Annotated in this window: 21 protein-coding genes, 3 pseudogenes and 1 riboswitch; of the genes and pseudogenes, 20 read left to right on the forward strand and 4 right to left on the reverse strand. The window is 48.5% G+C overall.

Annotation, left to right across the window (positions count from 1 at the left end; translation table 11 throughout):
- From ACTQ3A_RS08880 to ACTQ3A_RS08920, 9 genes and pseudogenes are all read left to right on the forward strand, one after another.
- Complete coding sequence (locus ACTQ3A_RS08880; protein WP_441494639.1) at positions 1-1,296, forward strand: glycoside hydrolase family 1 protein; 1,296 nt, start codon at positions 1-3, stop codon at positions 1,294-1,296.
- Positions 1,297-1,469: 173 nt separating this feature from the next.
- Positions 1,470-1,559, forward strand: a pseudogene (locus ACTQ3A_RS08885) (mannonate dehydratase); the annotation flags it as partial.
- A 1-nt stretch (position 1,560) separates the two neighbouring features.
- Positions 1,561-2,046, forward strand: a pseudogene (locus ACTQ3A_RS08890) (glucuronate isomerase); the annotation flags it as partial.
- Positions 2,047-2,405: 359 nt separating this feature from the next.
- On the forward strand, positions 2,406-2,816 hold the full coding sequence (locus ACTQ3A_RS08895) for a peptide deformylase (RefSeq protein WP_441494640.1): 411 nt from the start codon (positions 2,406-2,408) through the stop codon (positions 2,814-2,816).
- Complete coding sequence (locus tag ACTQ3A_RS08900; protein WP_441099400.1) at positions 2,813-3,118, forward strand: hypothetical protein; 306 nt, start codon at positions 2,813-2,815, stop codon at positions 3,116-3,118. Before ACTQ3A_RS08895 ends, ACTQ3A_RS08900 begins: the two co-directional genes overlap by 4 nt.
- 169 nt (positions 3,119-3,287) lie before the next feature.
- Positions 3,288-3,464: riboswitch (cobalamin riboswitch) on the forward strand.
- A 179-nt stretch (positions 3,465-3,643) separates the two neighbouring features.
- Positions 3,644-4,810: an ABC transporter substrate-binding protein gene (locus tag ACTQ3A_RS08905; RefSeq protein WP_441494641.1), complete on the forward strand. Its 1,167-nt coding sequence runs from the start codon at positions 3,644-3,646 to the stop codon at positions 4,808-4,810.
- 15 nt (positions 4,811-4,825) lie between these two features.
- On the forward strand, positions 4,826-5,911 hold the full coding sequence (locus ACTQ3A_RS08910; RefSeq protein WP_441099402.1) for a FecCD family ABC transporter permease: 1,086 nt from the start codon (positions 4,826-4,828) through the stop codon (positions 5,909-5,911).
- Positions 5,911-6,672, forward strand: a complete 762-nt coding sequence (locus tag ACTQ3A_RS08915; protein WP_441099403.1) for an ABC transporter ATP-binding protein — start codon at positions 5,911-5,913, stop codon at positions 6,670-6,672. Before ACTQ3A_RS08910 ends, ACTQ3A_RS08915 begins: the two co-directional genes overlap by 1 nt.
- Before the next feature lie 102 nt (positions 6,673-6,774).
- Complete coding sequence (locus ACTQ3A_RS08920) at positions 6,775-7,074, forward strand: hypothetical protein (protein WP_441099404.1); 300 nt, start codon at positions 6,775-6,777, stop codon at positions 7,072-7,074.
- 248 nt (positions 7,075-7,322) lie between these two features.
- On the opposite strand, the gene ACTQ3A_RS08925 is transcribed toward ACTQ3A_RS08920, so the two are convergent.
- From ACTQ3A_RS08925 to ACTQ3A_RS08940, 4 genes and pseudogenes are all read right to left on the reverse strand, one after another.
- Positions 7,323-7,448, reverse strand: a complete 126-nt coding sequence (locus ACTQ3A_RS08925; protein WP_441099405.1) for a hypothetical protein — start codon at positions 7,446-7,448, stop codon at positions 7,323-7,325.
- Positions 7,449-7,517: 69 nt separating this feature from the next.
- Positions 7,518-7,943: a putative toxin-antitoxin system toxin component, PIN family gene (locus ACTQ3A_RS08930; protein ID WP_441099406.1), complete on the reverse strand. Its 426-nt coding sequence runs from the start codon at positions 7,941-7,943 to the stop codon at positions 7,518-7,520.
- A 7-nt stretch (positions 7,944-7,950) separates the two neighbouring features.
- On the reverse strand, positions 7,951-8,232 hold the full coding sequence (locus ACTQ3A_RS08935; RefSeq protein ID WP_441099407.1) for a type II toxin-antitoxin system RelB/DinJ family antitoxin: 282 nt from the start codon (positions 8,230-8,232) through the stop codon (positions 7,951-7,953).
- A gap of 61 nt (positions 8,233-8,293) precedes the next feature.
- Positions 8,294-8,494 (reverse strand): annotated as a pseudogene (locus tag ACTQ3A_RS08940) (terminase TerL endonuclease subunit); the annotation flags it as partial.
- A gap of 202 nt (positions 8,495-8,696) precedes the next feature.
- Between ACTQ3A_RS08940 and ACTQ3A_RS08945 the strand changes: the two are divergent.
- The 11 genes from ACTQ3A_RS08945 (at position 8,697) to ACTQ3A_RS08995 (ending at position 23,998) form a co-directional block, all read left to right on the forward strand.
- Complete coding sequence (locus ACTQ3A_RS08945) at positions 8,697-10,082, forward strand: LlaJI family restriction endonuclease (protein WP_441495297.1); 1,386 nt, start codon at positions 8,697-8,699, stop codon at positions 10,080-10,082.
- 225 nt (positions 10,083-10,307) lie between these two features.
- Positions 10,308-11,072: a DUF5986 family protein gene (locus ACTQ3A_RS08950; protein ID WP_441099408.1), complete on the forward strand. Its 765-nt coding sequence runs from the start codon at positions 10,308-10,310 to the stop codon at positions 11,070-11,072.
- Between the two features lie 27 nt (positions 11,073-11,099).
- Positions 11,100-12,287 carry an XRE family transcriptional regulator gene (locus ACTQ3A_RS08955; protein WP_441099409.1) on the forward strand — a complete coding sequence of 396 codons (1,188 nt, stop codon included), beginning with the start codon at positions 11,100-11,102 and terminating at the stop codon, positions 12,285-12,287.
- 651 nt (positions 12,288-12,938) lie between these two features.
- The gene (locus ACTQ3A_RS08960; RefSeq protein ID WP_441099410.1) at positions 12,939-13,922 is read left to right on the forward strand and encodes an alpha-hydroxy-acid oxidizing protein; all 984 of its coding nucleotides are present in this window, start codon (positions 12,939-12,941) and stop codon (positions 13,920-13,922) included.
- A 194-nt stretch (positions 13,923-14,116) separates the two neighbouring features.
- Positions 14,117-14,863: a metallophosphoesterase gene (locus ACTQ3A_RS08965; RefSeq protein WP_441099411.1), complete on the forward strand. Its 747-nt coding sequence runs from the start codon at positions 14,117-14,119 to the stop codon at positions 14,861-14,863.
- Between the two features lie 467 nt (positions 14,864-15,330).
- Positions 15,331-16,491, forward strand: a complete 1,161-nt coding sequence (locus tag ACTQ3A_RS08970; RefSeq protein ID WP_441099412.1) for an ABC transporter substrate-binding protein — start codon at positions 15,331-15,333, stop codon at positions 16,489-16,491.
- 265 nt (positions 16,492-16,756) lie between these two features.
- Positions 16,757-18,280: a sugar ABC transporter ATP-binding protein gene (locus ACTQ3A_RS08975; RefSeq protein ID WP_441494643.1), complete on the forward strand. Its 1,524-nt coding sequence runs from the start codon at positions 16,757-16,759 to the stop codon at positions 18,278-18,280.
- Complete coding sequence (locus ACTQ3A_RS08980; RefSeq protein WP_441099414.1) at positions 18,277-19,326, forward strand: ABC transporter permease; 1,050 nt, start codon at positions 18,277-18,279, stop codon at positions 19,324-19,326. The genes ACTQ3A_RS08975 and ACTQ3A_RS08980 overlap by 4 nt, the downstream gene beginning before the upstream one ends.
- Entirely contained in the window at positions 19,326-20,375 is a 1,050-nt protein-coding gene (locus ACTQ3A_RS08985) for an ABC transporter permease subunit (RefSeq protein ID WP_441099415.1), read from the forward strand. Before ACTQ3A_RS08980 ends, ACTQ3A_RS08985 begins: the two co-directional genes overlap by 1 nt.
- 399 nt (positions 20,376-20,774) lie before the next feature.
- Positions 20,775-22,424, forward strand: a complete 1,650-nt coding sequence (locus ACTQ3A_RS08990) for a response regulator (RefSeq protein ID WP_441494644.1) — start codon at positions 20,775-20,777, stop codon at positions 22,422-22,424.
- Positions 22,421-23,998, forward strand: coding sequence for a sensor histidine kinase (locus ACTQ3A_RS08995; RefSeq protein ID WP_441494645.1), 1,578 nt, complete (start codon positions 22,421-22,423; stop codon positions 23,996-23,998). The genes ACTQ3A_RS08990 and ACTQ3A_RS08995 overlap by 4 nt, the downstream gene beginning before the upstream one ends.
- Positions 23,999-24,029 lie beyond the last annotated feature (31 nt).

Raw genomic sequence — 24,029 nt, forward strand, 5'->3', positions numbered from 1 at the left:
ATGGCATTTACGAAGGGATTTCTGATCGGCGCAGCGACCGCTGCCCATCAGGTTGAGGGCAACAACAGAAACAGCGACTATTGGATTCAGGAGCATCTGCCGCACAGCAGCTTCATCGAGCCCAGCGGCGAAGCCTGTGACCATTACCACCGTTATGAAGAAGATATAAAGCTGATGGCAGCAGCCGGGCTGAATGCCTACCGCTTCTCTGTTGAGTGGGCACGCATTGAGCCCGAGGAAGGGCAGTTCGATGAGCGGGAGATTGAGCACTACCGTGACGTGATCCGCTGCTGTCGGGCGAACGGCATAGAACCCATTGTGACGCTGATGCACTTCACCTCCCCTGCATGGCTGATCCGCAAGGGCGGCTGGGAAGCGGAGAGCACTATCGGGTACTTCCGCCGATACGCCGCTTACGTTACCGAAAAGCTCGGCGCGGAGCTGAACTACATCTGTACGATCAACGAGGCTAACATGGGCCTGCAGTTAGCGGCGATCTCCAGGCGCTTCCGCCTGATGGCCGAGCAAGCGGCGAAGAGCGCGGACTCTGGCGCGAAGAAAGCTGAAGGTACCGTACAAGTAGGCATGAACTTTAAGAAAATGATGGAGAACATGAAATTCGCCGCCATCGAGAACAACCAGGCTTTCGGAACGCCACAGCCTCAGATCTTTGTAAGCTCCCGCACGCCCGAGGGCGACGCACTGGTCTTTCGCGCGCATCAGGCGGCGAAGGAAGCTATTAAGGCTCTGTACCCCGACATCAGGGTGGGCATTACGCTCTCCCTGCATGATCTGCAGGCGATGCCGGGAGGGGAGAGCTATGCCGAGGCTGCCTGGGACGAGGAGTTCAGGCACTACCTGCCGTTTATCGCAGACGACGACTTTCTCGGCGTGCAGAATTATACCCGCACGCAGTACGGTCCCGCCGGACAGCTGCCCTGCCCCGAGGGAGCAGAACTGACCCAGATGGACTACGAGTTCTATCCCGAGGCTCTGGAGCATGTGATCCGTCGTGTTGCCGAGGACTTTAAAGGGGATCTGATCGTCACGGAGAACGGGGTTGCTGTCTCGGACGATTCGCGCCGGGTGGAATTTATCCGTCGGGCGCTTGCGGGTGTTGAGAGCTGCGTCAAAGACGGCATCCCCCTCAAGGGCTATATGTACTGGAGCCTGCTGGATAATTTCGAGTGGCAGAAGGGATTTTCCATGACCTTCGGACTGATCGCCGTCGACCGCACCACACAGACGCGCACGCCAAAGGAGAGCCTCGCCTTCCTGGGGTCTTATAGAAAGTAAACGTCCATTCGATAAATCATTCTACAAACTGTATAAGCAACGGATTGCCCGGTTTGGCTGCGGCCTGTATGGCGTTAAGAGCATACAAGGAAACGAGACTGTCCGGTGAAATATAAAGTGGTATCGAATACGTGTGTCTTCAAAAATAAGGAGGAGATTCCATGTCGATGCAAATGGCCGTTCATATGGATGATCCGCCCTGGGACATCTTCGGTCTGCCGCGACTTCTGGTAGATGAGGCGAGCATAGACCGTTTTCTTAAATCGGGTGTTTCGTGTCCTCGGCCCTGACGCAGGCATCGATTCGATCGGCGATGCGCCGTCTATCAAGGAACTCGCGGCCTTTCTTGGTGCACTGGACGATACAGGGGAACTGCCCAGAACGATCCTGTATTCTCTCAATCCCAACGACAATGCCGCCCTTGTGACTGTAATGGGCGCCTTTCAGACAAGCGGGGGTGTCAGCAAGGTCCAGAACGGAAGCGCCTGGTGGTTCAACGACCATAAGCAGGGCATGATCAATCAGCTTACGACTCTCGCCGCAGACGGCTATCTTGCGGGATTCATCGGTATGCTGACTGACTCGCGCAGCTTCCTCAGCTACGCCCGGCACGAGTACTTTCGACGCATCCTCTGCGATCTGATCGGCGGCTGGGTGGAAAACGGCGAGTTTCCAAATGATGAAAAGGCCCTTTTGTCCATTGTAGAAGGTATTTGCTTCCGGAATGCGGAGAGGTACTTCGATTTGTAATAGAGACCCGGCCCTTTCAGTATCAATGCTTTTGCTGTTGAACTGTTCCGTTTCCGGCAAAAAGAATAAAAAATACAGAGATAACAGAAAGAAGCCAGAGGCTCGGACAGCAAGTACTTGCGCTGTCCGAGCCTCTTTATTACGCGAGCGTCGCGATAGCGAGATAAACTCGCGCAGCGTGTTTTATCTCGTTTGATATCATATTTTGCGTTGAGAACGTATGTGTCTGCCGTTACTGCCTGACAATTGATGCAAGAAGAATTATATATGCAGGAGAATATTTGGCTTTTAACCCATAATACGTTACAATTAAAAAATAATTTTTAATAACAATTATATTACAGTACGGGAGATGTTGAATGATTAGACCGATAGTTAAAGATGTATTTTTCCTCGGACAGAAATCTGAGGCAGCAACGAGGCAGGATCTGTCCGTCGGACAGGATCTCATGGATACCCTGCAGGCGAACCAGGATCACTGCGTCGGCATGGCGGCAAATATGATTGGTGTAAAGAAAAGAATCATCATTGTCAACATGGGCTTCATGAATGTCGTGATGTATAACCCTGTCATTGTGAAAAAAGACACACCGTATGAGACGGAAGAAGGCTGTCTGTCACTGCCCGGTGTCCGGAAGACCACGCGGTATCAGAATATCGAAGTCGAATACTATGACAGCAGCTGGAAGAGGCGCCGTCAGAGCTGTTCCGGATGGACGGCACAGATCATCCAGCATGAGTGCGACCATCTCGCGGGGGTTATTATATGAGTGCGCCGGAATCATGGAAAGCGGCTTATCGCGAGCTGCTTGAGACAATCATCCATATGGGCTACCCGGAAGAATTCGGCAAGGCAATCGCGAAGAATCTCGGATCGGAAAAGACCATGCGCCGCATGACGGCATATCTGTATGCCGCAAAGCCGCGGACAGCGGAGGAAATCGCTGATGAGATGCTGGCAATCATGAGCGACCGTGAGCGGTGGATCGCGAAGAAAGAGGCGGAGACAGCCAACGCCAGATATAATGAGTTTCTTAACTATGGATTCGGTGAAGGTGACGAAGATGATTGATTGCATGTGATGCCGCTGCATTCTCGTGATTTTTGATAATATGAAGTGACCTTACATTTGTAGCCGTGTGGTGAGCCGCGAAGAAATCCGGGAAAATGATTACAATCTGAAGTGAGATGTTGGTTTTCTTGAAAATACTTGTTGCGTTCACTGGAATATGTTAGAATGTTTTCCATTAGCGACTGCAAGTGCGGAGAATTCCGAAAAGGAAAACAGGTGAGAATCCTGTACTGTCCCGCAACTGTAATTGGTTTTTTGTGCCAGAATGCCACTGGGCCGGGTGCCTGGGAAGGCGGTACAGAATATGGCCATAAGTCAGGAAGCCTGCTTGCAGTTTGTAAATAACGGTTACGGCAGATAATGTTATTACAAAAAGAACTTGTGAGACAAAACACCGGGGCAGAGAATCCGGTTTGTTTTTGATTGCTGTTTTGTGCCGTTTTCGTTGGAAAACGGTTTTTTTTATGCCGTAATTATACTCTTCAATCAAATCATCATATTTCCAGTTAGAAAGGAATCAAGGAAATGAAAAACAAAGTATGGAAACAGATTGTGGCTGTCATGCTGTCATCCGGTCTGGCATTAGGGATTGCCGGATGCGGAGGAGGCTCCTCTTCGGGAGATTCCGGACAAAGTGCCGCATCCTCTTCTGTGGCAGCGAATGTCACTTCAGCTTCCAAGGAACAGGAGGTAGGATCTTCAGAAAACGCTGTTTCCGGATCCCAGGTATCGGAACAGGAGACCGTTGTTACGTCATCTTCTGCGGAAGCAACATCCAAACACACGCAGTATCCTGTAACAATTAAGACATATGGTTCGGACGGAAAGGCGATCGAAACCACCTACGAGAAAGCACCGGAGAAGGTTCTGGCCGTCTATCAGGGCAGTATAGAAACACTGCTTGCTCTGGGACTTCAGGATCACATCGTAGCGGCTGCGGGACTGGACAATGCCGTTCCGGACAGCATGAAAGCCGCCTTTGACAGTCTGAATTACCTGGATGAGTTCACTCCTTCCAAAGAAACGGTTACGATGCTGGAACCGGATATGATTTTGTCCTGGGGGTCTCTGTTCCAGGAAAAAACACTGGGCGATACGATGGACTGGATCAACAAGGGAACCAATGTTTACATCAATTCCAATACTGCCCGTAATGACAGCCCCCGGACACTGGAAAATGAGTATCAGGACATCCTCAACCTTGGAATTATTTTTGATGTTCAGGACAGGGCAGAAGCTATCGTTAATAAAATGAAAAGTACAATAGCAGATGTGCTTGCTCAGGCAGGGAGCCAGCAGGAAAAGCCTTCGGTTATGATTCTGGAATCCAATGACGATACATTCACCAATTACGGGGCGGATTCGCTTGGAGGCGACATGGTGACGCAGCTGGGGGCAGAGCTGGCAAATCCGGATGCATCTGAAGTGGGAAAGGAAGATATCATCGCAGCCGATCCGGATGTTATTTTTGTTGTGTATATGCCATATTCCGGAGATGATCCGCAGACAATCCAGGATGAGAAGCTGGCGGTCTTCAATGATGATAAGACTTTTCAGAGCCTGTCCGCGGTGAAGAATGGACGGGTTGTTCCGATAATGCTGAGCGAGATGTACGCTGCGGCAACCAGGACACAGGATGGAATTGAAACCTTTGCCAAGGGCCTTTATCCCGATGCCGGATTCAGTTTTTAAGCAGGTGACAGGAACGTGCGTAAGAGAAAAAAAAGAGATACAGAACAGCATCCGGTTTCAGCTGCGGCATATGGAATGACGGTTCTTATTCTTGCCGTGCTGCTGGCCGCTTCTGTCCTGATATCCATTACTTTCGGTAATGCCGATATTTCAGTTGCCGATGTATATAAGGTGGTATTACGGGAGCTTTTTCACATCCGGAAATTTGATGCCTACCATACAGGAGCCGTTCACGATGTTGTATGGCTGATCCGCTTTCCCCGCGTCATGCTTGCCATTGCCGTGGGGATGGCGCTTTCTGTCTGTGGCGCGGTCATGCAGGCGATTGTAAAAAATCCCCTGGCGGATCCCTATGTGCTTGGTATATCCTCAGGCGCTGAGATGGGAGCCACGCTGGCAATCCTTTTTGGAGCCGGATCTTTTTTCGGAGCCGGAGCGGTAGGAGCTATGGCTTTTTTAGGAGCCATGCTGACTTCTTTTGCCGTTTTATTTATCGCGAATACAGGCGGTCCGTCCAATGCAGGGAAAATGATTCTGGCCGGTATGGCAGTCAGTGCAGTCTGCTCCGCCTTCTCCAGCTTTTTTATCTATCTTGCTAATAACAAGGATGCTACGGCACAAATTACGTTCTGGATGATGGGAAGTCTGGGAGGCGCCAGCTGGTCTGATGTACCCGGGATTCTTCCGATTGTGCTTGCCGGAGTCATTGTATTCTGGACACAATCCAGAAATCTGAATCTGATGCTTCTGGGAGACGAGACGTCGATTACTCTTGGAACAAATCTTCAGAAAATCCGGAGCTGGTATATGGTTCTGGCTTCTCTGATGATAGGTATTGCGGTGTATTCCGCGGGAACCATCGGGTTTGTGGGATTGATTGTACCACATGTGGTACGGATGTTTTTCGGCACAGACCACAGGAGACTGATTCCGGTGACGGCACTGGTCGGCGCTGTTTTTCTGATCTGGGCAGATGTGGCATGCCGGGTGATCCTTCCAAATTCTGAAATGCCGATTGGAATATTGATTTCCATGATCGGAGCGCCGTGCTTTATTTATCTGATGGCGAGCAAATCCTATGGTTTTGGAGGCAGTCAGTAATGGATGTAAGCGTAAAAGATATCGGGCTTTCCTACGGAGTCAGAGAAATCCTTAGTTCTGTCAGTTTTAAAGCGGAAAACCAGGAGTTCATCGGACTGATCGGACCCAACGGAAGCGGAAAATCTACTCTGCTGAAATGTATTTACCGGGTTTTGAAACCAGATCAGGGGGCTGTTTATATCAATCAGAAGGATATCGCGCACCTGTCCTATAAACAGTCTGCCCGTGAAATGGCTGTGGTGGCACAGCATAATTATTATAACTTTGATTTTTCTGTCACGCAGGTAGTCCTGATGGGAAGAGCACCGCATAAATCTGCCTTTGAGAGAGATAACGCGGAGGATTATCGGATTGTGAGGGAAGCGTTAGAAAAGGTAAATATGCTTTCTATGGCGGACAGAAGTTTTTCCACTCTTTCTGGAGGAGAACAGCAGAGAGTGATTCTTGCCAGGGCACTGGCGCAGAAAACGCCGTGCCTCATCCTGGACGAGCCGACCAACCATCTGGACATTACCTATCAACTGGAGCTTTTGGATATTGTTAAAAGCCTGAATATTACTGTCATCTCCGCGATTCATGACCTGAATATGGCAGCCATGTTCTGCGACAGACTTTATGTTCTGCGTAACGGACAGATCCTGGCCAGCGGAACGCCGGAAGAAGTACTCACGACACAAATGATCAGGGAAGTCTATCATGTAGAAAGCCAGATTGTCTACGATGCTGACGGGCATATGCATATCATATATCTGCGTTCCTGATGAACATTGATCCCGTTTTTTCCAGCCTTCTCGGGCTGGATTTTTATTTACGCGAACAGTGAGCCGCAGCCGAATGCGAAGTATTCGTGTGCGGCGAGCGTCGTGATAGAATCATGGAAAGCGGCTTATCGCGAGCTGCCTGAGACAATCATTCATATGGGATACCCGGAAGAATTCGGCAAGGCGATTGCAAAGAATCTCGGATCGGAAAAGACCATGCGCCGCATGACGGCATATCTGTATGCCGCAAAGCCGCGGACAGCGGAGGAAATCGCTGATGAGATGCTGGCAATCATGAGCGACCGTGAGCGGTGGATCGCGAAGAAAGAGGCGGAGACAGCCAACGCGAGATATAATGAGTTCCTTAACTATGGACTCGGTGAAGGTGACGAAGATGATTGATTGCATGTGATGCCGCTGCACAATATGAAATTTATTCCGATGAATCTTTTGGACGAAGGGGCAATTTCTGCCACGGATCTTGACGGATTCAGTGAGGAATTGAGGGGTGCGTTGCTCACTTATATAGAACTCAGAGACCGCAGAAAAAAGTGAGAGGGTATTGCCATTTGTTAATGTGTAGCAGCAGAGAAAAAGGGTGCAAGGTCAAAAATAAGAGTACAGGGCTTTAGACGATTATACAGTGGGAATCAGCATGCAGACCGTTCCGTTACCGTATTGCCGGAAGTTGTGCCGCCGAAGTAGTAGCGAAAGCCGGAGCCGTTCGTTGAATCCCTGGGCTTATCTCTTGTAAATAGCTTCAAAAATACTCTCATCTGATTTCTCCTAAAAATGACATAAGAAAAGCACCGATCCGTGATATGGATTGGTGCTGGTAAAAGTTCTTATTCGTTATCATTTGTGGCATTCAGTATAATATCAAGCATTTGCCTTGGAGTTACTATATATGGTTTTATAGGAAAATGCTTGATATTTCCGGTTACGAGATATGCATCTTCATCTTTTCTGGCCTGCATCGTAACTTCGTAGAACACTCTGTCTTTCGAATCCGGAAGATCAATATCCAGGTGTTCTTCAGAAATATCCAGTGCATGAGAAACAAACTCATCGATGATATCTTGGACAATTTTCTCTGTAAGATGAAACTTCGGTCGTAAAAGAACAGAACGGTATTCTTCAAGAATTTCTTTATTTACCAGAGGAACAATTACGTCATTGAACGTCAGGTTTACTATGCTTCCGGGGACGGATTTCCATTTTAGTGCTGCGGAAACCAGAACGTTGGTATCAATCACTGCAAAATATTTCACAGACACCTCACTTTCTGGCTTCTGCTATTTCGGCATTGATTTCATCAAGCGTCATATCCGAGATACCATTTTCTTCCGCAATCCGGCTGGCACGCTTCATAGCAGAGACGCCCTTGTTTTCAGATGCCTCATCAATTTTCATGCTGAAAGGGATGCCCCGATCTCTGACCAGTCTGGAGACACACATTCTCAGATAGGATGGCATGTCCAGACCCAGCTGATCTAAAATTTGAGTTGCCTCGGTTCGCTCGGTTTCGTCTGTACGGAATTGAACAAGTGTGTTTGCCATAAGAACACCTCCTTTTCTGATTTCATACTAGCACAAAGCAAATACAAATGCAATCATATGATTACAAAAATAGAATTCCTCGGTCATCGTAAAACGATTCGCCGCTGTCATTTCCGCAGCGGATCGCCCGGTCAAGCCCCATGATCATGGCGACCGCGCCGTCGATTTTCTCCGTTGATTTCTCCTTATCAGCCTTGATGTTTCCTGCAGGGTCACGGCGGATGAAGATGTTATCCATCATCAAGCGGAGCACCGGACGGCCTGCTTCACCTATTGATTAAGTCTCAGCTGCCGGAAGGCGTTCTCCTCGCCGGGGGTCTGCTTTGCTGTCTTGCTCATAATGGATATGCCCAGACAGATCCGGATGGAGCATCTGAAGAATGATATCGGAGTATGTAAAAGAACAAAAAAGGTACACGCAGGCGGAACTTGCCCATATTTTACATTGCTCCGAAGAAAAAACCGTGCCAGTCATACGCAGACTCAAGCAGTTCGGCGTGTTGAAGAGCGTAAAAGCATCCGAATTTCAGAAGAACATGTCGGATCTTCTGGAGGAAGATGTTGAAGTAGCCGATGTTGAGGTTGACGACAGTACATATCTGTATGTCTTTACGTTCGTCGGTGTAATAATGGTCGGAGACCGTGTTCTCAAATGCTATCCGAAATACATTTTCTCTAACGGACAGTCGCTTGCCGAGATGAAGCAGGTAATGCGTGTAATCTCAAAATACAACCGCTCCGAAGAGCAGATTATAAATCTTTTTAATGGTGATGCCGAGAGCAGAAGCTTCAATCTTCTGGCTGTGATTCTGTTTCTGCTGAATGATTATTATGAATATGGTCTTTACAGCAACAATGAGAATGTTATCGAGGTTAATGGCGAGGGAAATATTCTCTGGGGAAGAACGATTGATGAATGCTTTCCGGTTATAAGCAACGGACGGCCATATTACATGGAATTATTCACAAGGCGGACAGTGAATGATGAAACAGACTACTTTCACCGGCTGCATCAGGCGGTGCTGACGGAGTGTTCAAAACAGCTGAAGGAAGCGCAGCTGACAGAGCTTTTTGATATTGAACCTCTTGAACTTACAGATGATGAAGTGTCCGATTTTGGAGATACGGATTATATTCTCGACCGTATCATCAGCGAGCTTTCTGTGCAGTTCAATACTCGCAAACAGATTCTGCTGAAAACGATGTATGCATATATTGCTGCAGACAGGCGTGTTGCGGAAATGGATGATGGTGTCAGCTTGTTCGGAACGAACTCATTCAATCTCGTGTGGGAAAAGGTATGCGCGGCGGTTTTCAACAATATGCTGCAGGCAGAACTAAGGAATCTCCCATTGCCTTTACCACTGGATGAAGACTATAAGCCGCTAGCCAGAAAGAAACTCATTGAAATTATAGAGAAGCCAGTATGGACCGCGGCACAGGCTTCCGGAGATGTATACAGTCATACTGCAAGTGATACCCTGATACCTGATCTCATTACGATTTCCGAAGACTGCTTTATCATATTTGATGCTAAATACTATAACCTTTATATGGAAAAAGATGCTCTGCGGGGACAGCCTGGAATTGAGTCAATAACGAAACAGTATCTTTACCAGCTTGCATACAAGGACTTTATGCAGAAACACGGATTAACGAAGGTGAGAAACTGCTTCCTTTTTCCGACAGAAAAAGATGAATATATAGACAAGGGATATGCAGAACTTAGAATGCTCCATGCGCTTGGGCTTGAAAATATAGCTGTCCGTCTTCTGCCGGCTCACAAGGTGTTTGATTGCTATCTTTCGGAAACAACGATAGATATAGAGGTTTTGAATTTGGAAAATTAAAGCAGCATTTAATCGGATTGACAAACCCGACAAACAGATTCAACATTAATTGACTAAAATAGCGTTTTAGCATATTTTAATTTACAAGTTCTAATTTAAACGGTGCATAACTTTACAAAAGACGACTGACATGGTAAAATACTTTATGTCAGTCGGCTTTTAATGCGTCGTGACATACTATGATTCACTTTTCAATGCACAAAGATTTATGATTCGGAGGTCATTATGTCGGGATCTTTCAATTTTAGCAATATGGACAAGCTGTTCGAGAAAATTACTGCGGCTGTAGTAAAGGGTGTAGGTCCTGACATCCGCGACTATCTTGCAGACAATCCAGACGAGACGCATAACGCGCTGAAGCTGGTACGTGGGGACAAGATTAACACTAATCTCAGAAACTTTGTAGCTTCGGATACAGTTGAGCTGAAAACTTTCAAGAGATATGCCTGGGAAGGCCGGATTCTTATTGACCGCGAACATAAGGTGACTATTGCCATCTGTACTAAGCAAACATTTGATGCTATTCCGAGAAAAAAGGATCGGACAAGTCCGCATTATCAGATGACTATTGCTAATGTCGAGAATGCGGATGTGGAGCCGATCTATGAGCAGATGACTCTTTTCCCTGGGATGTCACAATTCAGCAGTGATGTGTATGCCGATGATTTTAAGACTATCATGGGGGAAGATGTCCTTGCCGAAGACGGTTATAAGCATCTGGTAGTAGTTTATGAGACATCTGGCTCAGATGTTACATATATCGCCGCAAAATTGATTGACAGAAATCTTGCTACCGCTAAGGAATATTCGCTTGGCAGATTCCTGAAACCTGACTTTGGCGATCTGACTGCAGAGTTCAACGATGAAGAAACAATACAGAATGATGTACGCAGCCTTGTGACAGTGAAGGCTCCAAAGCAGAAAACCAATGTTACTCCAAAACAGGACGGGCTTGTTACGGCAAAAGGACAGGAGGAAAAACGGGCTTAAGCTGCCCGTTTGATGAATATGAATATAATGAAATTTAACGGTCAGCGTCTACGCGACGCACTGCAGTTTCGGGGAAAGAAAATGGCGGATCTTTCCAGGGAAACCGGCATAAGCAGGCAGTCACTGTCACTATATGCAAACGAAGAAAATGTGCCGCCTTATGAGAATGTTCAGAAAATTGCCAAGAATCTTGATTTTCCGTCAGAATATTTCCTGTCAGAAGACAAATGCACAACAGTAACGACTAATACGTATTTCAGGTCTCAGGCTGCTGCAAAAAAGAAAGAACAGAATGCGCAGGAGAAGAAGCTTGAATACACAGCAAAAATGTATGAAATTTTACTGAATTATGTGGATTTTCCCGCTCTTCATCTCACTCTTCCCATGGGAATATATGCTGATGCTGACGACGTTGTCAATGCTGAACCGGAGGAGATGCAGGAGAAAATAGAAAAGCTGACACTATCGTTAAGAAAGGCCTGGGGAGTTGGAAACGGTCCGATTGAAAATATGCAGTTTCTTCTGGAATCCAACGGCATTGTTGTGACTGGATTCCGTAATGTTGACGATAAAATCGACGCTTTCAGTCAGAAGGTGCATGTGAAGAACGGGGATTCTGTGTACATTGTTGCTCTTGCACTTGGGAAAAAGCCAAGAGAAAGGCTCCGCTTTGATATGGCACATGAACTCGGCCATATTATGATGCACAATTGGGATGAGAGCAATGAAGATTTGAATCGTGAAGAATTCAATGCTATTGAACGGCAGGCTAATATGTTTGCAAGCGCGTTCCTGCTTCCGAGAGAATCATTCGGAAAAATGGTAAGCCCATATGCCACGAATATAGAATTCTATCGTTCACTCAAGAAGAAATGGGGTGTTTCGATGCAGGCAATGATGTACAGGGCAAGGCAGCTTGATATTATCAGCGTAAATCAGTTTCAGTACATGATGCGCCAGATTTCACAGAAAGGCTGGAGAACACACGAACCGGGTGATGTTCCGGGGAATCTTAACAGTACTATTTTCCAAGGTGCAATAGATGTGCTTTTTGATGGCGGATACTTGAACGCAAGAGAGCTTGTCAGAGCTTTCCGTGATGCGGGTATATGGTTGAATACGCGGGATATGGAAGATCTGATGGGATTAAAGCCCGGAACTCTTGACGCTGGTCCGAAGATTCTTTCTATTAAGCCGAGAATTGAACCTAAATAAAGCAATACGGGAGGTGCAATAAGTGAATCAGAAAGCTATTCATGTTGGATGCCCATGTTGTAATAATAAGCGGTTGTTTGATTTGTCACCAGACACAAAAGGCGAGATGGAAATCAAATGCCCGTGGTGCGGAAAAGTCATTTCAATTTCTGTTCAGAACGAAGAAGTGTATGCAGAACAGATAATGTTTAAAGCAATAAGTTAGAAAAGTTCGAAGTCCGGACTCAAAAAGGCGGAGCCTGAGATATTCGTCAGGCCCCGGATTTCGTACTTTTCTTTTGAACCAAGTCACGCGTCACATTATGCGGTTTTAATGTGTCCCGACACACTCTAATTCAGGATGAAAATGAACTTTGAAAGAGAGATGCAGGCAACATTCAGAAAAGACAGGCACGCCTTTAAGGCCGTCCTGTCCGGGCGGCCTGGATGACCAGATATTCAGCACACCGCGCTTAGAGACTCCCTGAGATGGGCGGCAGCATGACTGCGGGCATACCTCTGGGAAGGCGGATCATATGTCCGGAGCATTCCGGGCACGTGCAGATGTCTTTATGATACAGTGCCATCATCAGCTGCTCTGTATTCATTGTGCGGTAGGGATTTCCCGGAAAGACCGTTCCTGATCTTTTTTTATAGTATGGAGGCTGACAGATGGAAAAAGAAGCAAACTGGCCGGGGCCGGAGGGGCTTATTCCGGCGCTGCCAAAAGATGCATCGAACGCAAGCTGGCACACAAGGCATTTTTTGGATGAAATTCTCATAGAAGAGCGCATTATCGGAACGCATACGGCAGATATCTCGATGATGCTTTGGGGGCGGAAATTTACATCTCCGATCATGATGCCGGCATTTTCGCATTTAAACAAGGCAGGGCTCGATCACCGGCCAATGGAAGAGTATGCGCAGGCGGCAAAGGATCTGGGACTCGTCAACTGGGTCGGCATGGAGTCCGACGCGGATTATGCGGACATTGCCGCAGTCGGCGCTGATACAATTCGCATCATCAAGCCTTTTGCCGATCATGAAAAGATCAGGAGACAGATGGCCTTCGCGGTGAAACATCAGGCATTTGCGGTTGGCATTGATATCGATCACAGCATCGGAAATGATGGAAATGTAGATGTGGTCGATGGCGAAAAAATGGGCACACTGACGGATCAGGATATGGAAGGATTTGCAGAGACTGCACATGAATTGGGAGTTCCGTTTGTTGCCAAGGGAGTCCTCAGCATAAAGGATGCCGCCATCTGTGAGAAGGCAGGCGTGGATGCAATCGTAGTCAGTCATCATCACGGCAGACTGCCATTTGCCGTACCGCCGGCGATGATACTTCCTGATATCAGGAAAGTCTCAGGGAAAATGAAGATTTTCGCGGACTGTTCCGTGGATGATGGAAGAGATGCATACAAACTCATGGCGCTGGGAGCTGATGCTGTTTCGACCGGGCGTGCCATCCTGCCGGGGCTGCTGAAAAACGGGACACCGGCTGTGAGGGAAAAGCTGCAGCAGATGAACAGACAGCTGAAAGAGCTGATGGGGTATACCGGTGTGGCAGCGCTGGGTGCATTTGATCCAACGGTACTCTGGTACCACGGAAGACACCTCCTTGCATGTTTGGAAAAATCGGAGTTTTAGATATTTTCCGAGGGCATTTGCCTGGAACATGTTTGCCGCTGCTCCGTTTACGCTCTTCAGAACAATGAATATCGATACCTCACATAGCCCCGCTGTGACGAAAATCACTTCGGGGCTTCTGGAAAAGGTGTATGAAAATTTAACCGGTAAAAATTACCATATGCCTGAAGGAGGAAGGAGGCAATTTTCTGCGTATGGCTTTATATGCGATTGGAGATCTGCATCTTCATTTTCAGTCTGAGCTGAAGGCGCCCGGACAGCTGCATGACCGTGTATGGAAGAAGCACGAGGAAAAATTCAAAAAAAACTGCACACAGCTGATGACGGACGAGGATACGCTTGTTCTGGTCGGAGATCACAGCTGGGGAAAGAATCTTGCGCAATGTGAAGAGGATCTTCAGTATATCTGTGATCTTCCCGGCCGCAAGATCCTGACCCGCGGCAATCACGATATGTTCTGGGATGCAAAGAAAACCGGGCAGCTGAATGAAAGATATCAGCCACAGCTTGCCTTTCTTCAGGATAATTATGAGACGTACCGGGACTATGCGCTTGTCGGGACAAAGGGATTCACTTTTGAAGGACCCTTTTATGTGGACCGCCGCGGGAGAATCGCGGGATGGGACGAGGAGGCGGAGGAGCATGCGAAAAAGCTGGTGGACCGGGAGCTGAAGCGTCTGAGAAAATCCTTTGAGCTGGCGAAAGAAGACGGCTACCGGAAGTTTATCATGTTCCTCCATTATCCGCCGACAAATATTCTGGAGGAACGAAGCGGATTTACGGATATGGCGGAAGAATATGGCGCGGAGCAGGTGATTTACGCGCACTGTCATGGGGAGAGCCGGTTCCATGACAGCATACAGGGAGAATATCGCGGGAGGCAGTATCATCTGGTGTCAGGGGATTTTCTGCGGTGGAAGCCGTGGAAGGTGATGGACTAAACCTGGATCCTGTCTGCGTTTTCGAAGAGCTTATATATGCCCCGCAAGCGGTGCACTACATATTGTATAAGCTACGGATTGCTCCGTGCTTCGCACTCCCGCAATCCAACAGGCATTCGCACTTCCGCGCCGCTTACGCGTCACTTCGTGCTCATACCTGTTGCCTTCGAAATCGCATCCAGTCTCTTACGCGCGCTTCGCGTGCGACGATCCTGTCTGCGTTTTCGAAGAGCTTATACAATAAAACAAACATGCGGAATAAGAAATCGTACTCACGGTATGAAAATTTGTGCCGGAGATGCGATTTCTTGTTTTTTTTTGCGGATAAAATCAGGTAGTTTGACAACATTTTCAAAAAAATATTGAATTTACCAGACAAGATACCTTGGCTATGATATAGGCATCAAGAGCATTGACACGGGGGTGTCAAAAATTTATTTCATTGTTCTTTCAAGGGAGGGAAAAAAATGAAAAGAAAAGTCGTAGCAACTATCATTGCCATGGTAATGGCCACAGGACTTGCGGCATGTGGATCTTCTGCGAGTTCAGCAACGTCGGCAAAATCAGAGTCATCTGAGGCATCTTCAGCATCTTCAGAAGAAGCGGCAGCGGCAGATTCTTCAGAGGATATGGAGGAACTGGCAAGTTCGATTTCCGCTGACGCGGGAAATACGGACGGAGACCTGATTACCGTAGGATTTTCTCAGGTAGGACATGAGTCAGACTGGCGTACCGCTTCGACGAATTCCGTCAAGGAAGCCTTCTCTGAGGCAAATGGCTTTGATCTTCAGTTTGTTGACTGCGACAATGACTCCGAGGCACAGCTTGAGTCGGTCAGAAACTTCATTCAGCAGCAGGTTGATTACATCATTATTGACCCGATTGTCGCAACCGGATGGGACACTGTTCTGACAGAGGCTCAGGATGCAGATATTCCGGTTATCGTCATTGACCGTACGATCGATGATTCCGATAAATATACAGCATGGATCGGAACAGAGACGAAGAACGAAGGCCTTGCGGCAGGAGCATGGCTGAAGGCTTATGCAGAGGCAAAGGGTCTTAAGGATCTCAATATCCTTGTTATCTCCGGAACAACCGGATCTTCAGCACAGATCGGACGAAGCGAGGGCTTTGATCAGTATGTAGAATCTGAGGGATGGAACAAGCTGGATGAGCAGACCGGAGATTTCACACAGGACGGCGGCCAGAAGGTTATGGAGTCCTACTGCAAGTCCTACGAAGGAAAGTTCAATGTTGTAGTATGTCAGAATGATAACGAGGCGTTCGGCGCTGTAGATGCGATGAAAGCAGCAGGTGTTTCCTACGGTGTTGACGGTGATGTCATTGTCATCTCGTTTGATGCATGCAAGGCAGGACTTCAGATGGTTCTTGACGGCGATATCAACGCAGACTTCCAGTGCAACCCGCTGCAGGGACCTGACTGCGCAAAGATCGTATCTGAGCTTGCAGCAGGCAAAGATGTTCCGGAAAAGACCTACATGGCTGAGCCGTGGTACGCACATGATGATACGGTTAAGAGTGTAAGTTACACCAACGCAGCAGGCAAGGATGTCACAGAGGATATCATTGTAGTTGATCAGAGCATCGTAGATGCAGGATACTGATGGTCAGACGTACGGACTTTAAGAAGTCCGGCAGTTGCACCAGCTGAATTCTGGAAGGGCTGTCGCTTTTCGAGCAGCAGCCCTTTTGCGTGGAATGACATGCCATCATATCCTTTGTGTGCATGACGCGCGCGAGACAGGACTTCAGGCTGGCGGAAATCCCTTCTGCAATCGCGTTTGTGTGCATGACGCGCGTGACGAAAGGGATCAGCCGGAAGACAATTGCATCGGGATAACAATTGGGATAACAGGAGAGCGGATCACTATGGAAGAAAATGTTCTTGTGGAAATGAAGAACATCGTCAAAACCTTTCCGGGCGTTGTAGCACTTGATCATGCCTCGCTTACGCTGCGGAGCGGAGAAATCCATGCGCTGATGGGAGAAAACGGCGCCGGCAAGTCTACAATTATCAAGTGCCTGACAGGTGTGTATGAAAGGGACAGCGGCGATGTGTATGTGAAAGGCGTCGAAGGCAATGTTCACTGCCATTCGACGATGGATGCCCAGAAGATCGGTATCGCGACAGTATATCAGGAAGTCAATCTCTGTCCGAATCTTTCTGTTGCAGAAAATCTTTATATCGGACGTGAGCCGAGAACAAAGCTGAATACCATCGACTGGCGGACAATGAACCGTAAGGCGAAGAATCTTATGGAACGCATGAAGATCGAGGTAGACGTAACCAGAACGCTGGAAAACTATTCCATTGCCATTCAGCAGATGGTTGCGATTGTCCGTGCGGTCGACATGGACGCAAAGGTTTTGATTCTCGATGAGCCGACCTCATCTCTCGATGACCACGAGGTGGAAAAACTGTTTGATATGATGCGTACGCTGAAGAAAAAAGGTGTTGGCATCATATTTGTCACACATTTTCTGGAGCAGGTTTATGAGGTGTGCGACAGAATCACCGTTATGAGAAACGGCGGATTTGTCGGGGATTACTCGGTGGCTGAACTGCCGAGGGTAAAGCTCGTGGCCGCGATGCTGGGCAAGGACTTTGATGATCTCGCCTCCATCCGCAAGGAAGGAGAACATACTGTCTCGGATGAAATCCTCTATAAGGCGGAGAATCTGAGTCATCGCGGGACAATCAAGCCGTTTGATTTTTCAATTCGAAAAGGAGAGGTTGTCGGGCTGGCAGGGCTTCTCGGGAGCGGACGAAGCGAGCTGGTGCGGTGCATCTACGGAATAGACAACTCACAGACCGGATATGCGGAGATGGATGGGAAGACCCTGAAGATCCATACGCCGCTGGACTCTATTCGGGCGGGTATGGGCTATCTGCCGGATGATCGAAAGCTGGATGGCTGCATCGCCGGCCTGTCGATCCGTGAAAATATCTGTATCGCACTGCAGGCAAGGGCAGGAGTGTTTCACCGGATTCCGACGGCGAAGCAGAATGAGATTGCAGACAAATATATCAAGATGCTTCAGATCAAAACAGCCTCCCGTGAAACGCTGATCAGTCAGCTCTCGGGCGGCAATCAGCAGAAGGTGATTCTGGCGCGCTGGCTGGCGACGAATCCGAAGTTTCTGATTCTGGATGAGCCGACTAGAGGTATTGATATCGGTACAAAAACAGAGATTCAGAAGCTGGTTCTGCAGCTCGCTTCGCAGGGCATGAGCGTTATTTTTATTTCTTCGGAAATCGATGAAATGCTGCGAACCTGCTCCCGGATTCTGATTATGCGTGACGGTCACAAGGTAGGGGAACTGGATTCCAATGAAGTTGAACTGACGCAGGAGAGCGTCATGGGTGCGATCGCTGGAGGTGAAACGGAATGAATATCTGGAAAAAATTGAGAAAACATCCGCTCTTCATGCCGATCCTGATGCTGATCCTGGTGCTTTTGATCAACCTGTTCAAGGATCCGTCTTTTTTTGCGATAGCAATCAAGAACGGCGTGCTGTACGGAAGATTGATTGATGTGCTGAACCGCGGAAGTGAAATCGCTATTCTTGCAGTAGGACAGACGCTCGTTGTCGCTGTTTCCGCCGGAACCGATATCTCGGTCGGATCAGTTATGTCACTGGCGGCCTGCGGAGGCTGCATGGTGCTGGCAGGTTACGGAAATACCTCGGTTACGGGTATTGTGGCCCCGATTGCCGTAGGAATCATCGTTGGTATGCTGTTCGGCCTCGGAAGCGGCTGTGTCAACGGCGCGATGGTTGCCAAACTGAAGATTCAGCCGATGGTGGCGACTCTGATTCTGTTCACGGCTGCACGTGCTATTGGCCTGCTTCTGTGCAACAATCAGATTATCTATATCCGATATGAGCCGTATCAGTATCTGGGAAATTTCCTTCCGGGTGTTCCCATACCGACGCCGATCATCGTGACGATCATCGTGATTGCCGCAGCACAGCTGGTTCTCAGAAAAACAGCGCTGGAGACATATATTCAGTCAGTCGGCATCAACAGCCGGGCTTCAAGGATCTGCGGTATCAACTCGGATAAGATCTGCTTCATCTGTTATGCGATCTGCGGTCTCTGCGCAGGGGTTGCCGGTATGATTGCTTCTTCCAGAATTTATTCGGCGGATTCGAATAATATCGGCCTGAATAATGAGATGTATTCCATTCTGGCCGTCGCTCTCGGCGGGAACAGCCTTGCCGGCGGAAAATTTAATCTGGCGGGATCTATTGTCGGCGCCTACACAATCCAGGCCATTATGACGACGCTGCTTGCGATGGGCGTTTCTACAGACCAGTCTCCGGCGATTATGGCTGTGATCATTGTGATCATCGTTGTGATCCAGTCTCCGGTTTTCAAGGAATGGTCTGCGATGCGCAGGACAAAAAGAGCTGAGGCAGGAAAGGAGGCAGAATGATGGCTGGACAAATTCAGAGTGTGAGAAAGAAAAAGGCAATCAACAGCAACAATCTGCTTCTGTTTATTACGATACTATTGTTTATCGGCATGTACGCCATCGGATGCGTGATTTACGCAGGAAAAGGATTTACTCATTTTCAGACTTTTCTGAATCTGTTCATTACCAATGCCGGTCTGATCTGTGTGGCTTCCGGCATGACCTGTGTCATGCTTACGGGCGGTATCGATATCTCTGTCGGCTCCCTGATTGCGATGAATTGCATGATTCTTGCCGATGGTATGGCAAATAAGCATATGAATGCGGTTCTGCTTGTCGTACTGGTGATGATTGTCGGCGTGGTGTGGGGCTGTGTGCAGGGATTCCTGATCGGTTATCTGGATATTCAGCCGTTTATCGTAACGATGGCAGGCATGTTCTTCGGAAGAGGAATGACAGCCGTGATCAACACAGAACAGGTTCCGATTACGAAGGACGCAAGCAGCCTGTTTTACGGCTGGGCAAATGCGAAGATCCTGCTTCCATCCTTCCTGGGTTACATGGGGAAAAAGAAGATGATCGCGCCGTTCATCCGTCCTACGGTGATCATCGCGCTTGCCGTTGTGTTTGTTATCTTTTTTGTTCTGAAGTATACCAAGTTCGGGCGTGTGCTCTATGCGGTCGGAGGAAACGAGAGCAGTGCCAGGATGATGGGACTGAATGTCCGGAAGACGAAGATGGAGGCGTATATTCTTTCTTCTGTGCTCTGTTCCATTGGTTCCATTCTGTACTGTCTGAACACGATGACCGGTTCGGTGCAGCAGGCGAAGGGATTTGAGATGGATGCCATCGCTGCCGCGGTTATCGGCGGCACGCTGCTTACCGGAGGTTTCGGCAATGTATGGGGGACGCTGATTGGCGTAATGATCACAGGTACGATCAACTCCCTGGTCATGACGAACGGAAAGCTCCTGTCGAGCTGGGCGAACATCATGACGGCAGCGCTTCTCTGCGTTTTCATTCTGCTGCAGGCTATTTTTGCCTACATCAAGAGGCGAAGAGAAAATTGAGTGTGACAGCAGGTATATTGGAGATTCAGGCAGAGTTTTCCGCTCTGTCTGAATCTCTTTGTGATCTCGAATCAGAACGCAGTCAGAGTACCTTTGATATGTCCCGGATCCGTTGATCCGTTTATGGGGAGCAACGGATCCGGACGTGTTGTATAATAAACAGGTTCGAAGTGTGAGGGATTCGTTCATGATGTGCATATGGAAGCAAGACCATCACTGTTCCAAGGGGTGTTCGCTGACGGATTGGTTCATGATGTGCATATGGAAGCAAGACCATCATTGTTCCAAGGGGTGTTCGCTGTCGGATTCGTTCATAATGCATGTATGGTCGCGGGGATGACGACAGCTGCAGGATGTGTTTTAATAGAGGGAGTTTGTGCCGTACAGGAGGCGTGCGATATGCTGAAGGTATTTCTGGTGGAAGACGAGTATATTATCCGTGAGGCAATCCGAAAAACGATAAACTGGGAGCAGGAGGGATTTGAGCTGACCGGTGAGGCAGGTGACGGAGAAAAGGCATATCCGATGATCATGCAGAGCAGACCGGATATTCTGATCACCGATATCCGTATGCCGTTTATGGACGGACTGGAACTCTCCAGACTGGTGTGCAGCAGTCTTCCGCACACGAGAATCATCATTCTGAGTGGTTATGACGATTTTTCCTATGCAAGGGAAGCAATCAGTATCGGGGTGACGGAATATCTCTTGAAGCCGGTGACAGGCGCAAAGCTTCTGGAGACGATGAAAAAAATCGGGACCGATATTGCTGCGGAGCGGGAGAGGGAAAACTATCGCGCGATTTATGAAAAGGAACATGAGGAGCGTATCCGGCTGGAACGTTCTGCTTTCCTGAAAAATGTGATCAGCGGACGATATTCTATGACGCGCCTGATGGAAATGAGTCATGAGCTGGGTATCCGTCTTTCGGCAGCGTTCTATCAGATCATTCTGTTTCAGTGTCTGGTGAGCCAGGACAGGCGGGCTGGCCGAAGGAACAATCCGGGCGACGGTGTGATGGATATGCTGGATGCGCTGCGGGATGTTTTCTGCTGTGAGCAGGTGGGCGGATCTGTGTGCATACTGGTTACCGGATCGGATGCGGATTCGATGGGGCAGAACCGGGCTTCCGTGATGGAGACGATCAGACGGGGCATGGCGGATGCGGATGGATACATTTATTTTACTTCTACAGGACCGGTTGTAGAACATATCAGTGAGATTGCCGATTCCTATCATCTGGCCGGCCGGATGTTCGCGCAGCGCTTCCTGTATGATGAGGGGCGTGAATTTGTCTATGACAGGGATACGTCTTCGAGACAGCAGGGTTCTGAGAGCCGGGACAGCGGCCGGGGAAGTCTGTCGGACCGTGACGCTGTGGAGTTCTGGCAGATGGACAGGACATACATTCATAATTTTCTGGCAAGCGGAGACGTCGATGACATCGATGTATTCTGTGACACGATCGTGAAAAATATCGGGATCCGGAATCTTTCGTCTCTGCTTTTCCGTCAGTATATCATGATGGATGTATATCTCATCTGCGCCGGCTTTCTGGGAAACTGCGGGTGCACAAAGGATGAGATTGAGGAAGCCTGCGGCTCTTATTATTCGCAGGCGTTTTCGGCCTCCATGGAAGAGGCGGAAAGTCAGCTGAAGCAGTGCTTTTCGGCGACGCTGGCGCTCCGGGACAAGTATTCGGAAACACAGTCTCTTTCGCTTACGCAGGAAGCACAGAAATATATCAAGAAGCATTTTTGCGAGAACGACCTTTCACTGGGAAAGGTGGCAGGCGCAATCGGCGTTTCGTCAAATTATCTGAGCCATATGTTCAGCCAGAAGACAGGACATACCTTTATCGAGTATCTGACCGGATTGCGGATGGATCAGGCAAAAAAACTGATGAAGACCACGGACCTCACGAGCGCGGAGATCGGCACAAAGGTGGGATACAGCGATGCTCATTATTTCTATTATATTTTCAAGAAGACACTGGATATGACGCCGAAGGAGTATCGGAGCCGCGTGACAGAGGCTGAGGAGCAATGAACGCAAAACAGACGTATGCGCGGGATGGGCAGGGGAACAGGCAGAAGAGGGGGACTTTTGTGAAAACGGCGGAAGGCGTTACCGAGAAAAGAACCAGTATTTTACGCAGGATCTGGAGAATCATACTCGTTATTACGATCCCGCTGACGGCACTGTCCGTTGTCTGTCTGGTTCTGCTGAATATGATATACACCCGGTATGACAGAAGCGTACAGAACATTACGGCAGTCAACAGTTATAATCTCGACTGGGAGAAAAACATGAACAGTACCATGTATTATCTCATAGTGGAGGCCAATGACTGGGATAAGATCATTAAGGAGAAGAATGCGGATAATCCATATTATCTGATCGATGATATGCGAAGCCATTTCAAGAGCCTCTCCGCCGACAATGATGATTCAGAAGTTGAGAATAATCTGGATATGATTTTTCGTGTTCTTGATAATCTGGAAAAATGCGTCGATGAGGTTGCGGACAATATCCGTGAGGGAGGTCATTATGACGACAATATTGAGATTCTGAAGACGGATATTTATGTCATGACAGATATGATTCAGGAGAATATCCAGAAGTATATCTATCGGGAAGCGGTGCTTATGGAGCAGTCCCGCGAGAAAATTGCACGCAGCGTGCGTGTGCTTACCTGGATCATCGTCGTGCTGATTGTGTTTGCTTTTGCGGCGACGGTGTCCTTTTCCCGGTGGATGACTCATAAGATCACAGATCCCATTTTCGGACTGGTGAAGGCAACGAAGAAGTTCTCCGGAGGAAATTTTTCCGTTCGTTTTGAATCCAATTCTCACGATGAAATCGACGTGCTGGCGGACAGCTTTAACGATATGGTCAGGGAGATTTCGCTCCTCGTGGAAAATATACACCGGGATGAGCGCCAGATGCGGGATCTCGAGCTGAAGCTTCTGCAGGAGCAGGTCAATCCGCATTTTCTGTATAATTCGCTGGATGCCATCATGTGGCTGGCAGAGGCAGGGGAAAACGCGCTTGCGGTGAAGATGGTGAGTTCGCTGTCGACATTTTTCCGGACCGGTCTATCGAAGGGGAGAGACTGGATCACGGTAAGGGATGAAGAAAGCCACACCAGAAGCTACCTGGAGATTCAGCAGTTTCGCTATCAGGATATCCTGAGTTACGAGATCAAAATTCCGGAGGAGATCGGCGGTTACTATATGATGCGGCTGATGCTGCAGCCGATCGTGGAAAATGCGCTGTATCACGGTATTAAAAACCGCCGCGCAATGGGTCACATTCTTGTCATGGGGGAGAAGGATGGCGGTGATCTTGTCTTCACCGTAAAGGATGATGGCATTGGCATGAAACCTGAGGAGCTGGAGCATATGCGTGAGCTGATTTCCGGGCAGGCCAGGGATGAATCCGATCATGGGTTCGGAGTTGCCAATGTACAGCAGCGGATCCAACTGCGATACGGTCCGGAATACGGGGTCACGGTGGAGAGTGTGTATGGAGAAGGCACTTGTGTGTGCGTGAGGATTCCGGCGCTGATGTCACCGGGAAATTCAGATCTGCCCGGACCGGGGGAATTATCCAGAATATAGGCATCAGAAATTTCCGGCTTCCGGATTTAAG

Origin of the sequence: Bilifractor sp. LCP21S3_F8 (assembly GCF_052117805.1) — a bacterium.
Classification (GTDB): domain Bacteria; phylum Bacillota; class Clostridia; order Lachnospirales; family Lachnospiraceae; genus Bilifractor.

Bases quoted from the DNA above. Each gene is read 5' to 3' on its own strand.
- ACTQ3A_RS08915 (WP_441099403.1), top strand. From the start codon at position 5,911: ATGGATGTAAGCGTAAAAGATATCGGGCTTTCCTACGGAGTCAGAGAA.
- ACTQ3A_RS08985 (WP_441099415.1), top strand. From the start codon at position 19,326: ATGGCTGGACAAATTCAGAGTGTGAGAAAGAAAAAGGCAATCAACAGC.
- ACTQ3A_RS08955 (WP_441099409.1), top strand. From the start codon at position 11,100: ATGAAATTTAACGGTCAGCGTCTACGCGACGCACTGCAGTTTCGGGGA.
- ACTQ3A_RS08980 (WP_441099414.1), top strand. From the start codon at position 18,277: ATGAATATCTGGAAAAAATTGAGAAAACATCCGCTCTTCATGCCGATC.
- ACTQ3A_RS08960 (WP_441099410.1), top strand. From the start codon at position 12,939: ATGGAAAAAGAAGCAAACTGGCCGGGGCCGGAGGGGCTTATTCCGGCG.
- ACTQ3A_RS08935 (WP_441099407.1), bottom strand. From the start codon at position 8,232: ATGGCAAACACACTTGTTCAATTCCGTACAGACGAAACCGAGCGAACC.
- ACTQ3A_RS08900 (WP_441099400.1), top strand. From the start codon at position 2,813: ATGAGTGCGCCGGAATCATGGAAAGCGGCTTATCGCGAGCTGCTTGAG.
- ACTQ3A_RS08895 (WP_441494640.1), top strand. From the start codon at position 2,406: ATGATTAGACCGATAGTTAAAGATGTATTTTTCCTCGGACAGAAATCT.
- ACTQ3A_RS08995 (WP_441494645.1), top strand. From the start codon at position 22,421: ATGAACGCAAAACAGACGTATGCGCGGGATGGGCAGGGGAACAGGCAG.
- ACTQ3A_RS08970 (WP_441099412.1), top strand. From the start codon at position 15,331: ATGAAAAGAAAAGTCGTAGCAACTATCATTGCCATGGTAATGGCCACA.
- ACTQ3A_RS08905 (WP_441494641.1), top strand. From the start codon at position 3,644: ATGAAAAACAAAGTATGGAAACAGATTGTGGCTGTCATGCTGTCATCC.
- ACTQ3A_RS08975 (WP_441494643.1), top strand. From the start codon at position 16,757: ATGGAAGAAAATGTTCTTGTGGAAATGAAGAACATCGTCAAAACCTTT.
- ACTQ3A_RS08965 (WP_441099411.1), top strand. From the start codon at position 14,117: ATGGCTTTATATGCGATTGGAGATCTGCATCTTCATTTTCAGTCTGAG.
- ACTQ3A_RS08880 (WP_441494639.1), top strand. From the start codon at position 1: ATGGCATTTACGAAGGGATTTCTGATCGGCGCAGCGACCGCTGCCCAT.
- ACTQ3A_RS08925 (WP_441099405.1), bottom strand. From the start codon at position 7,448: ATGAGAGTATTTTTGAAGCTATTTACAAGAGATAAGCCCAGGGATTCA.
- ACTQ3A_RS08950 (WP_441099408.1), top strand. From the start codon at position 10,308: ATGTCGGGATCTTTCAATTTTAGCAATATGGACAAGCTGTTCGAGAAA.
- ACTQ3A_RS08990 (WP_441494644.1), top strand. From the start codon at position 20,775: ATGCTGAAGGTATTTCTGGTGGAAGACGAGTATATTATCCGTGAGGCA.